Genomic DNA, 12402 nt, shown 5'->3' on the forward strand with positions numbered 1-12402 from the left:
GCGGCCGTCGGCGGGTAACCGTCGTCAAGCAACCGCCGCGTACGGGTCGCACACGGTCCCGCGGAGCACGTTTCCCCGTGCTCCGCGGGACGTTCGCGTGTCCGGGGGCGTGCCCGGACCACTGCGTGTTCCCGGCCGAAGCCCCAACGGGCAGGCCGGCGTGGCTGGTTCGTCTTGCCGTCACCCTGTCATCTGAGACACTTCACCCACGCCACAGGCGGCAGACTGATTCCGCGTCGTTCCGGGGGACCGTATGGACATCGAACTGGCCGATCTGCTCACGTCACTGCGCTCGGAGATCAACCGCGCCCGGCTGGACGCGGCCGGGCAGGACGTGCGGTTCCGGATCAACTCCATCGATCTGGAACTGCAGGTCGCGGTCGAGAAGACCGCCGAGGCCAACGCCGGCGTGCGGTTCTGGGTGGTGTCCCTCGGCGGCAAGGGCGGCGGCAAGTCGGCGCAGACCCACACGGTCAAGCTCAGCCTGGCCGCCGAGACGGACACCGGCGAGCAGGTCCTCACGGGCGACGACGTGTCGAGCCTCTTCCCCACGGGCTGACCGCTGGATGAGTGCGATCGACAAACGCAGGGTCGCGCAGGTTGTCGTCCGACGAGACGGCACCATCGAATACGGCTCCGGCTATCTGATCAGCGCCCGGCTGATCCTCACCGTGGAGCATCTGCTCGGCCGGGACGAGGACCCGGCCTGCACGGTGATGCTCGGCCGGGACAAGGACGAGCTTCCCGCCACGGTGGTGTGGCGGGGCACCCGGCAGGACCTGGCGCTGTTGCGCCTCGACGAGGTGTCGGCGGGCCTCGGCTCCGTACCGCAGGCCGTCTTCGGCAGCCTGCCGGACGCGGTGGGCGGTGTGCCGTTCACCGGCATCGGTTTCCCCGCCTTCGCGCAGCGAGCCGCTTCGCAGCGGTTCGAGGGCTTCGACCGGCGGGACACCCACGAGATCAAGGGATGCGTCCAGCTCGGCTCCAACATGAAGTCGGGGCTGCTCGACCTCGCCATCGACTCGCGCCTCCCCCATGAACGGGGCCCCGACGGACAGGACGCCTGGCAGGGCATGTCCGGCACGGCCCTGTTCGCCCACGACAGGTTCCTGATCGGGGTGCAGTCCCACCGGCTGCGCGCCGCCGGGACGAACAGCGCCGAGGCCGAGCCCGTGGCCGAGGCGCTGCGCGACCCCGGGTTCGTCGCCGTCCTCACCGACCACTTCATCCGGTCCAGTGCCGTGCCCCTGGACCCGCCCGCCCCAGAACCCGTGCGCCGACCGCGGGCGGTGATCTCACAGCGTGAACTCGTCGAAGGATTCAGCGACTTCGAGAAGAACCTCACTCCGGAGCGGCTGCCGTTCGTCTCACCGGGCAGCGAGAACGACGCCTCCCCGAGGAAGCTGCTCACCCGGCTGGTGATGGCCGAGGACCGGGGCGTGCTCCTGGTGGGCCCGGCGGGCACGGGCAAGAGCCGCACCAGCCTGGAGGTGGGCCGGCTCGCGCTGGAACAGGGCTGGCGGGTGCTGCACGTCCTGCCCCGAAAGGAAAGCGAGTCGGTCACCGAGCAGATAGCCGACCAGGCCCTCGCGGAGACCACCGCGGTGCTGGTGGTGGTCGACCTGAACGAGACGAACCTCGACCTGCTGGCCCTGCGTCACCATCTCCAGCCCGAGGCCCGCCGCCGCGGCGTCCCCCTGGCCCTGCTCGCCTCCGCACGGCCCGGCTGGCTGCTGAAGGCCGATCGCGCGCTGGTGTACGAGCTGTTCGACACGGTGAAACTGCGGCAGGACGACGCGTTCCAGCGGCAGGTCACCGACAACGCGCTGCAAACGCTGGCACCCACGGCCATCCGGCAGCTGGGCAGGGACCGGATGCTCGCGGCCAGCGGCTACCGCCCCATCGTCGCGCTGCTGATCGCCCGCGAGATCGAGCGCCGGGTCAAGGCCGGGGTGCTGTCCATGCCCGAGACGGCGGGGCTGCGCGTCGGCGGTGAACTGCCCGCCTGGCTGCGCAGCCGGCTGAGCGAGGACGAACTCGCCGTGCCCGGTCGCCCGAACATCTACACCCCCGCCCGCGCCTCGCACGGCCTGGTCGCTGCGGCCGCCGCCGCGGCGGCCTGCCCGCAGGAACACGCGGAGGTGGTGGCGGCCGCGCACGCCGCGGTCGCCGGGGCCACGGGCGAGGTGCCCGCCGCCGAGGACGTCGTGGCGACCCTGGTGTCGCTGGGCTGGCTGGAGGCGAAGGACGCCGAGGACGGCGTGCTGTCGGTCGCCCACGACATCGTCGCCGACCAGCTCGTCGAGTCGGTCATGCTCCCCGAGCCCGACTCCGCGCCGGACGTCCCCGGCACCCACGCCCTGCTCGCCGGCTGTCTCACCGGCGCCCGCACCGTCGGCCGCTTCGCCGTCACCATCGGGCGGCTCGTCAACGACCTGTTCCTCGCCGGCCGGGCCGCCGCGAGCGCGGCGGTGCTCGACGCGTGGTTCACCGAGCACGCCGCCACCGTCGGCCGGCTGATGCGGCACGACTCGGACGTCGGCGGGTACGCGCTCGGCGCCATCTGCTCCGGACCGCCCTGGTCCGCCTCCGCCGTGCACAACTGGGGGCAGGTCGTCAGCCCGTGGCTCGCCGACCACGGCGCCGGTCACGACGCCCGCCATGTGCTCCACCGGGGTCTGCGCCATCTGCCCGGCGACGGCGCCCTGTTGCTCGTACCCACCGCGCTGGCGTGGCTGAAGACCCACGGGCTGACGAGCGAGGCCAACTATGTCGCGGGTCCGCTGCTCTCCCGTGCCGATCTGCCGACCGAGGCCGTGCGGCAGGCCGTCACCATCGCGCTGGCCTGGCTCGACCGGCACACCACGAACGCCGGCGCGGGCTACGTCATCAGGCCGCTGCTCGCCCGCACCGACCTGCACGCCGACGACGCCCAGCGGGTCCTCGCCGCCGCGTTCGTGTGGCTCGACCGTTACACCGCGACCCAGAGCGCCGGCTATGTGCTCAGCACCCTGCTGCCGCGCGCCGACTTGAACGCCGAGGACGCCGGGCGGATGCTGTCGGTCGCCCTCGCCTGGCTCGACCACCATGCGACCGCCCCCGACGCCGGGCACATCCTCCGGCCGCTGCTCCTGCGCGCCGACCTGGGGCAGGGCGACGTGGGGCGGGCCGTCCGGGCCGCGCTCACCTGGCTGGACCTGCACGGAATGACCGACCGGGCCACCTTCGTCCTCGCCCCGCTGGTCGTGCGCACCGACCTGGACGCCGACGCCGCCCGGCGGGTGTCGGCCGCGGCCCTCGGCTGGCTCGATCAGCACGCCACCGCCGCGGGAGCCCGGTTCGTCCTCGGCCCGCTGCTCGCCCGCTCCGACCTGGACGTCGGCGTCGGCGCCGATGCCGACGTCGATGCCGATAACGACGTCGTCGCGGCCGGGCGGGTGCTGGCCGCGGCGCTGGTCTGGCTGGAGCAGCATGCCACCGCGGCCGATGCCGAGTCGGTGCTCAGCCGACTCGTCCAGCGGTCCGATCTGGATGCCGACGCGGCCGGGCGGATGCTGGCCGCGGCGCTGGTCTGGCTGGAGCACCACGCCACCGCGGCCGACGCCGAGTTCGTCCTCAGCCGACTCGTCCTGCGGACCGACCTGGCCGCCGCCGACGGACGGCGGGTCACCCGCGCCACCCTCGTCTGGCTCGACCAGCACGCCACCGCCGAGCGGGCCAAGTACCTCCTCGGCCGCCTGCTCACGCTGTCCGACCTCGCCGAGGCCGATGTACGGCGGCTGGTCCTCGCCGCCCTTGCCTGGCTCGACCGGCACGCCGCCGACGACTCCGGGTACGTCCTCGCCCCGCTGCTCTCCCGCACCGACCTCAGCCCCGGCGACGCCCAGCGGGCGGTGACGGCCGCCCTGGCGTGGCTCGACCAGCGCGTGATCAGCGACGCCGGTTACGTCCTCAGACCGCTGCTCGCCCGGTCCGACCTCGCGGCGGCCGACGCCCAGCGGGCGATCCGCACCGCGGTGACCTGGCTCGCCCGGTACGAGACCACGCTCGGCGCCGGCTACGTCCTCAACGTCATCCTGGCCCGCAGCGACCTGACGCCCGACCAGGCCCGGCGGGCGCTCGCCGCGGCCCGCGTCTGGCTCGACCGGCACACCGCGACGCCCGACGCCGGATACGTCTTCGGCCGACTGATCGCCCACCCCGACGTGCCGCCGGGCGAAGCCCAGGAACTGCTGCCCGCCGCCCTCGCCTGGCTCGGCGACCACCTCACCGTGCCGGAGGCCCGGCACGTCCTGGACGCCCTGGACTCCCGCACGGTGCTCGGCACGGACGACACCCAGCGGTTCGCGTCGACCGTGCTCACCTGGCTCGACCACCACGCCACCACCCCGAAGGCGCAGTCCGTCCTCAACGCGCTGCTCTCCCGGAGCGATCTCACCGCCGACCACGCCCGGCGGGCCGTAGCCGCCGCGCTGCTGTGGCTCGACCGTCAACTCGCCGGCCCCGGCGCCGGATACGTCCTCAAACCGCTGCTGGCCCGTGCGGATCTGTCCGCCGACGACGCCCGGCGGTCGGTCTCGGCGGCCCTCACCTGGCTCGACGCCCACGCCACCACCCAGAGCGCCCAGTTCGTCCTGAACGCGTTGCTCGCCCGCTCGGATCTCCGCGCCGACGACGCCCGGCGGGCGCTGGCCGCCGCGTTCAGCTGGCTCGACGGGCATGTGGCCGTGCCGGAGGCGCGCTTCGTCCTCGACCCGCTGCTGGCCCGCACCGATCTCGGCCCGGAGGCCACCCGGCGGGCCGCCGCCGCGGCCGCGACCTGGCTCGGCCTCCATGCCGTCTCGCCCGGTGCCGGATACGTCCTCGTCCCCCTGCTGGCCCGCCGGGATCTGCCGACCGAGGATGTCCAGGGGGCGGTCGCGGCGGCCCTGGTGTGGCTCGACCACCATGCCACCGTGCCGAAGGGCCGGTTCGTCCTCAACGCCCTGCTCGTCCGCACCGACCTGCCGTCCACGGACGCCCGGCGGTCGGCCGCCGCCGCCCTGGCCTGGCTCGACCGGGGCGCCCTCGACCTCATCGCCGGATACGTCCTCAAACCGCTGCTGGCCCGGGCCGATCTGACCGACGAGCACGCCCGGCGGTCCGCGTCCGCCGCGCTCACCTGGCTCGACCGGTACGCGCTCACCGTCGACGCCGCCTATGTGCTCGGGCGGGTACTCGCCCGCACCGATCTCACCGCCGAGCATGCCCGGCGCGCGGTGGCCGCCGCCTTCACCTGGCTCGACGAGCACGCGGCCCTGGCGGAGGCCCGTTTCGTGCTGGACCCGCTGCTCGCCCGGCCCGAACCGGCCGAGGACGAGGTCCGGCGATCGGCCGCCGTGGCCCTCGCCTGGCTGGACCGGCACGCCACCGCCTTCGGCGCCGGATACGTCCTCAAACCGCTGCTGGCCCGGGCCGATCGGCCCGCCGACGACATGCTGCGGGCCGTGTCCGCCGCCCTGGCCTGGCTCGACCGCCACGCCGTCACGCCGAGCGCCGCGCACGTCCTGCGGCCGCTCCTCGAACGCACCGACCTCACACCCGGCCACGCCCAGCGGTCGTTCGCCGCCGCACTGCGCTGGCTCGTCGACCACGCGCCCGCCCTACGGGCCCGTTTCGTGCTCGGCCCGCTGCTGGCCCGCGACGACCTGCCCACCGGGCACACCCCGGTGGTCCGCGCGCTGGCCCTGACCTGGCTGGACGATCACGCCACCGTCGCCGGGGCGCCGATCGTCCTCAAGCCGCTCCTCTCGGATGCCGGCCTCGATTCCGCCGACGCCGCACGAGCGATCTCCTTCGCCTTCGCCTGGCTCGGCGAGCACGCGGACGCCGCACGGGCCCGTTTCGTGCTCGGCCCACTGCTGGCCCGCGACGACCTGTCCGCCGAGGAGGTCCGGCGGGCGATCGCCCTCGCCCTCGCCTGGCTGACCGAGCACGCCGCGACGGAGAAGGCCAGGACCGTCCGGGACGCGCTGCGCTCGCGCACTGACCTCACCCCCGACGAACTCCGGCACCTGCACCACCCCGCCTGACGACGGGTCATGGACGGACTCGCCGGGGGCGCGGGGACGGCGGCCGGTTCCGGTTCCGCCGCCCCCGTCGCATCCGGCGCGGTGCGACCTGTCAGGCAGACAGTCTGGAAGGCGCAGCGCGGCCTTCGGTGGATGGGTCAGGAGGGTGGGCAGCCGAACCAGCGCACCGTGTCCTTCTTGGCGATGTAACCCAGGCACCTGACGGTTCTGTCGTGCAGGGTCTTGGTCCGGTCGACCTTGCCCTCCAGATAGTCCATCTCGTGGTGGGTCTGGACAAGGGTGTCGATCTCGATGGTGTGCCAGCGGCGCTTATCGTCCGGCAGGCTGCACCCGTGGGCGAACACGTCGGTGGCCGGCCCGCTGCTGCTGAACATGATCCGTTCGGCGCGGTCGCAGTGCGCCCTGCCACCGGCGCTGGCAGTGCCGGCACCGGCGCCGAGCAGGGCCGCCGCACCTATGGTCACCGCCGTGGTAGCGCCGAGCAGGCGCTTGAGAGTGATGTTCATCGATCGTCCTCCTTGGTAACGGTGGGGAGTTGTTGTGTCGCCTGGAGTGATAATCACACTTACTGAGGGTGCCCGGCTCGGCAGCCGACGGCGCAGTCCCCCGACCTGGTGACGCCGCTGATGCCAATGCAGCAGGCGGACCCGACGGCGGATCGGTCGGCGAGGGCCATGGCGGTGGCTCCGGTGAAGGCGATGGCGCTGGCTCCGCGAGGGTCATGTGGGTGGCTCCGGCGCGAGGTGGCGGGGGGCGCCCAGCACCCGCTCGCGATGCGCGAGCACGGTGGTGCCCAAGGGGATGGAATCGGCACTCCGGCCCCGCCGGAACAGATGCCGGAATCAGCGGTGGCTCGGATGCGCAGCACGGCAAGACCGTCGCCACCGACTACGGGCAACGATGGCCGGGGTGTTGTGGGACGTGGCATGGGCGGCATGGAACGGGCCCGGACGAACCACGTCGTCCGGGCCCGCGGGCGGTGGTGAAGGCCGGTCAGAACAGGGCCTTGTACCCCTGCCAGCCGGTGGCGATCTTCGTACGGCCGCCGAAGGAGCCCTTGCCGTTGCCGTTGTTGCGCCAGAGAGTGCCGGAGGTGTCGCGGGAGACGAGGTCAGCTCTGCCGTCGCCGGTGATGTCGCCCACGCCCACGATCACGTTGTACGACGAGCCCCAGTCGTTGAAGACCTTCACGCGGCTCTTGAACCTGCCCGTCGCGGTGCCGTCGTAGCGCCACAGCTCGTTCGACTTGTCCTGCACCAGCAGATCGCCGTAGCCGTCGCCGTTGAGGTCACCCGCACCCACGATCTTCTTGTAACCCGTCCACTTGGACGCGATCTTCACCCTGGCGGAGAGCTTGCCCGTGCTGGTCGCCTTGTAGAGGTAGACGTCACCGGTCGAGGACTGGCGGGCGATCAGGTCGGCCCGACCGTCACCGCTGATGTCCCCGGGCGAGGTCAGCACGTCGTACCGGTCCCAGCCCGTGCCCAGCGAGGTGTACGCGGTGGAAGGCGTCACCGCCGCCCCGCACGCGGGCCGGTAGGCGCGCAACGCGCCGCTGCTGAACCGGACGAGCACGTCGTTGCACCGGTCATCGCTCAGGTCACCGAAGGGCACCGCCTTCACCGTCGTCGGCCACCCGGAGCCCGTTCGCTTCCCGGTGAACGTTCCCTTCCCCGTCCCGTACTGGTACGTCAGCCCGCCCGAGCCGTTCAGCGTCAGCAGCTCGCCGAAGCCGTCCGACCCGACGAAGTCGCGGTGGGCCGCGGCGGCTCCGGTGACCTTGACCGTGCCCCTCTTCGTCAGCGCCGCGCCCTGCCCGTCCGCGGGGGTGATGGTCAGCGTCCAGGTGTAGGCGCCGTTGGGCACCAGCCGGCCGGAGCCGTCCTTGCCGTTCCATGTCGGGCTCACCACACCGCGCGCCAGACCGCCGGAGAGCGTGCGCACGGCCGTACCGGCCTTATCGCCGATCACGAGCTTCCAGGAGGCCGAGGGCTTGTTCAGCCACCACTTCGGGCTCCACTGCGCGGCACCGCCCTTGACGTCCACCGAGGTGGCGACGGTGGCGTCGCGCTGGACGAGGGAGGAGACGGGGACGTCGCTCGGGGTCAGACGGATGGTCTCGTCGGAGCGGAGCTGGGCGATCACGCCGGTGTACGGGTCGACGTCCCAGGCGTTCCCCTCGAACTTCCCGGCGGTGTGCGACACGGGCGTCCCACTGCGGACGTCGATCACCTTCAGCTGCCCGGCTTCGACCGTCGCGACGAAGCCGTCGCCGAGCTGCGCCTGCTCCCAGCCGGAGCCGGAGACGAGGGTCAGGTTCCGCTTCGTGACCGTGTCGTAGACGCCCTGGCCCTCCGAGTTGAGCACGCAGTTCCACAGCAGCCACCGGCCGACCGCCTGGAAGTCGTTCAGCAGACAGCCGCGCCCGAACCACACCGGCTCGCCCCGCTGCCCGGTCAGCACGTCGACGGGGACCACGGTGTCGTTGCCGGACTTCACCCACAGGGTGGTGCCCCACATCGTCTGCACGCTCTCCGTCGTCGTGAACACCGTGCGCCCGGAGTCGAGGTCGACGACCCGGGTCTCCGCCGCTCCGGTGCTGGCGTACGGCCTGGTCAGGGCGGCGAAACGGCCACTGGCGGCGGTCGCCGACTGGTAGACGTGGGAGCTGTCGATCCGGGTGCCGGGCAGCGACTGGGCGGGCCCGAGGAGGTAGGGCTGCTGGGCGGTGGTCGTGCCGTAACCCGAGATGACCGTCCGGCCGTCACCGGTGTCGAGGAGGCGCGGGCGGCCCGCCGAGTAGTTCTCCGGCGTGATGCGGCCGCGGGTGGTGCGTGCCCCCACCGTGGGGGAGCCGATCGCGCCGGTCTCACGGGTGTGGAGATACGACCATTCCCCCTCGGGATCCTGCTCCACGGTGGTCAACCGCCCCTGGGCGAAGGTCAGTTGGGAGACAGGGTGGACGGTCTGCCGGGGATACGCGTCCGCGATCCTGCGCACGGTGACCCCGCCGCCCGCGGCGGCCTCGACGAGGGAGACACCCCATTGGTCCGGGCCGGTGCCCCCCGGCACCAGGAGCCCGCCGTCCGGAGTCGGCACGGCCTGCCGGGATGTCCTGGCCAGCAGCGTCCGTGGTGCGGAGCCGTCGAGGGGGACGGCGTCGACCCGCCAGACCGGGAGGCCGATGTCGAAGCGGCCCAGGGAGGAGTCGTACCGAGACACGACGACGGTGTCGCCGACCAGGCCCAGCACCTGCCCGACATCGGCGAGCGGCATGGTCCGCGGGGCGACGGTCAGGTCCTTGCGGGAGGCGATGTACAGAGTGCCGTCGTACCACCACACCAGGTGGGTGGCGCTGAGCGCGACAAGGTAGTGCCACGACTGCACGGCGTACGGGAGGGTCGTCAGGCGCCCCTGCTCGACATCGAGCCAGCCGGTGAAGTCGTCATCGCCCTTGCGGTACCGCACGACCTGCCCGTGCGCATCACCCAGCGACGAGGGGGACGACATGTAGATGCCGGAGGGGACGCCTGCCACCGTGCGATCGGCGACGGAGCCGTCGTCCCGGGTGTCCAGCAGATGCCACACGGGGTCGGTGCCCGGGGTTCCCGTGGTCGTGACGACCGTGGACCCGAGGGTGCTGAAGTACGAGTGCCCGTCCGGAAGCGCGACCGTGCCGACCTGGCCGGACGTCATGTCCCGCAGCGTCACGGTCCTGGCGGAGCTGTCATAGCGGGCGACGACGTCCGAGCCCGCGCCGGAACTCGTGCCCCCGTCCGAGGCCGCGGCCGACGCGTCGACGACCGTGTCGACGCCGTCGTACGTCGTCCACAACTGGCCGCGCCCATGCTCATGGCGGAGGAACCCCGAGGGCCCCGCGCTCAGCAGTCTCGTCTCGGGAACCAGGGCCGTGGTGGCCGGCACGATCACCTCTCCGGTGACCGTTTCACCGTGCGCGCTGCCGACTGTCAGCAGGCCGAAACCGAGGGCCAGGGTGAAGGAAACGGCGGCGCTGGCGCCTCGTACGAGCGCACGTCTGCCCATGCAGGACCTCTCCGGGGACGGTAGGCGAAGGCTTGGAGAGACTTGTGCGTACGCCGTTGAGCCGCAGGTCATGGACGCGCGGCACATATGACGTCCAGATACCCCCCCCAGGCAAGTGGCCGGATCGTAGCATTCGCCCTGCGCATGACCTGCGAGGTGGGGAGCAGCCCCCGCAGAGAAGCCGAACGCTCACGGCCCCGCTGAGGCATAACCGTCCACCGGCGTTCCGGCCCACATCCGGCACACGGCGACCGATCACCGCGCCCAACAACAAGGCCCAGGTCTGCGACCCGGACCTTCTCCATGGAGCGGGCGACGAGAACCGAACCCGCGTTCGCGGCTTGGGAAGCGACGGCGCTGGGGCAGCCGGATAGCTCCGACCTGGTAATACATGCTTGGGTGCGGCGCTTGGGAGCGCAGGATCGTACCGCGGTTGACCGTGGTTCACCGGCTTGAGGGCACACTATGGGCACGCCGTCGCCCCGGGGCGTGGAAGGCCCCTCTTGGTGGCCGGCGGGCGGCCGACCACTGGAAGCGAGCGTTGGCCGGAAGGGCGCCGTTGCAGTGCTCGGCCTCGCCCCTGACCACCCCCTCGGAGAACGAGGCATTCCGTTCAGCAGCAGGGCGGACACCGAGAGGGCAGCTTTCGATGTCGTCGGCGTGCCCCACGGATCGACCCCGGACGCAGAATGGATCGTCATGGGGGACAAGATGTACAAGAACGTTCGGGTTATGTCTACTCGAAGGAGCCGACCCATTGGGGTAATTTCCGGGCAGTTCGAGACGGAAAAAGGATCTCGCGTGATTGTCGAGCGTACGCATGACCCTGCCGGGCTTCATTTCCATGCTGGTGCGCCCAAGGGGGCGACGGCGGAAGAACGCGGTCGGAACCTGGTTAATTTCGGGTGGGGCAATACGGCTGACGGATATGGGACAATGGCACGCTACCGTTCGCTCGACAAACCCGGCGGGGATCATCACTTCTTTGATGCGGAATAGAGGAAGGGTTATCCAGTGGAAGCGGAAACCGAATCCCTCCTTCGGAGGTCGGGACTCGACGTCGTCGGCGTGTTCGAGCCCGAGGCGGGGCCCTCGGTCGCGGAAGCGTTCCGCAAGGTGGTGCACATCGATGCGGAACCCGTGGAACGCATCCGGAAGAACCTGGACGGTGCGGCCGGGCTTCTCAACGAGAGCTGGGCCTCCCGTGCTCGCGCCAGCGGGTTCCTGGCGGCCGACGGCTCGTTCTTGGCCGCCGCCAGCATGGCACTCGGCTGGGTCCATGTGAGGATTACCGGCCGCGTTGCGGTCTCCGCGATGGAGGACCAGCCGGGCGAACTCCTCTTCATCGCCCGGTCGCTGAGCGGTGACCTCATTCTGGCCGCCACCGTCGAGGAGAGCGAGTACTGGATCCTGGAATTCTGACGTCGATACGCGCCCTGAGTTGGGGAAGCCGGTGCCGTCGCGGACGCTGACCAGCACCACTGCGGCGGTGGTGCGCGCCCCGCCCGCTGGTCCAGACAACAAAGAACCCCCGGATCCATGACCCGGGGGCTTCTGTTGGAGCGGGTGACGAGAATCGAACTCGCGCTCTCAGCTTGGGAAGCTGAGGGTATCTAGGGCTGGCTCCGGGCCTGACCTGCGGCGGAGGGATGCAGACGCCTGGCGGACGGTCGACGGGTTCCCCGCTGTTCCCCGTGGTTCCCCGCACGATCTGGCACGCGTCTGGCACGAGTCATTCGTCGTCGTACCGCTCCAAGACCAGGCCCAGGGAGCCTTCTTCGAGTCCATTGTTCTCCTCCAGGTGGAGATGAGCGCCGTCCGGTGTACCGTCCTGGGCGAGTGTGAGGAGGTGGCCGGCCAGGGTCTTCAGCCCGGCGGCGTTGGCCTCGATGACGATCTCTCCGCCCAGGTTGCGGACCTCGATGCGTGAGCCTTCTTCCCACGTGAAGATTCTGGTGGTTCCGTCGGTCACCGCACTCACGTGAGTGGTCATCGACAGAGCAGCGCTGGGTTCAGGGGCCATGCACCAAGCATCGCGTACTCCAGGTCGACCGCGACGGCGAGAACTGTACGGCGAGATATGGGTGATGACTTCTTCGTCCCGAAGCAACTTGGGTGAGGTTGCTGCCTTGGATTGGTGCGGCTCTCGCCTGCGCCGATAGTCCGCTGGCGTTCGCGCTCGTCCGTCGTTGGGGGCTTGACCCGGGATCGTGGACACCGGTTGTTATGCGGCAGTGGTCAGAGTAACTGATCGTTGTTCGAAGGCGTTCGGGCTCATCTGGCCGAT

The 12402-nt window shown here is 71.3% G+C and carries 7 protein-coding genes; 4 read left to right on the plus strand and 3 right to left on the minus strand.

Translation table 11 applies throughout. The features are described 5' to 3' along the window. Positions 1-253 precede the first annotated feature (253 nt). Together ACWEKM_RS25095 and ACWEKM_RS25100 are read left to right on the plus strand one after the other, a co-directional pair. Complete coding sequence (locus ACWEKM_RS25095; RefSeq protein ID WP_451623458.1) at positions 254-559, plus strand: trypco2 family protein; 306 nt, start codon at positions 254-256, stop codon at positions 557-559. Positions 560-566: 7 nt separating this feature from the next. Then, positions 567-6071: a trypsin-like peptidase domain-containing protein gene (locus ACWEKM_RS25100; RefSeq protein ID WP_451623459.1), complete on the plus strand. Its 5505-nt coding sequence runs from the start codon at positions 567-569 to the stop codon at positions 6069-6071. Between the two features lie 137 nt (positions 6072-6208). Here ACWEKM_RS25100 and ACWEKM_RS25105 read toward each other — a convergent pair whose 3' ends face one another. Both ACWEKM_RS25105 and ACWEKM_RS25110 read right to left on the minus strand, forming a co-directional pair. Next, entirely contained in the window at positions 6209-6577 is a 369-nt protein-coding gene (locus ACWEKM_RS25105) for a hypothetical protein (protein ID WP_451623460.1), read from the minus strand. 487 nt (positions 6578-7064) lie between these two features. Beyond that, positions 7065-10115 (minus strand): FG-GAP-like repeat-containing protein, encoded by a 3051-nt coding sequence (locus ACWEKM_RS25110; RefSeq protein WP_451623461.1) that lies wholly within the window; start codon positions 10113-10115, stop codon positions 7065-7067. Between the two features lie 801 nt (positions 10116-10916). On the opposite strand from ACWEKM_RS25110, the gene ACWEKM_RS25115 reads away from it, so the two are divergent. Both ACWEKM_RS25115 and ACWEKM_RS25120 read left to right on the plus strand, forming a co-directional pair. Then, entirely contained in the window at positions 10917-11114 is a 198-nt protein-coding gene (locus ACWEKM_RS25115) for a hypothetical protein (RefSeq protein ID WP_451623462.1), read from the plus strand. Between the two features lie 15 nt (positions 11115-11129). Further along, entirely contained in the window at positions 11130-11537 is a 408-nt protein-coding gene (locus ACWEKM_RS25120; protein WP_451623463.1) for a hypothetical protein, read from the plus strand. A gap of 310 nt (positions 11538-11847) precedes the next feature. On the opposite strand, the gene ACWEKM_RS25125 is transcribed toward ACWEKM_RS25120, so the two are convergent. Then, the gene (locus ACWEKM_RS25125; RefSeq protein ID WP_451623464.1) at positions 11848-12108 is read right to left on the minus strand and encodes an Imm32 family immunity protein; all 261 of its coding nucleotides are present in this window, start codon (positions 12106-12108) and stop codon (positions 11848-11850) included. Positions 12109-12402: the final 294 nt, after the last annotated feature.

Source organism: Streptomyces sp. NPDC004752 (genome assembly GCF_053601275.1).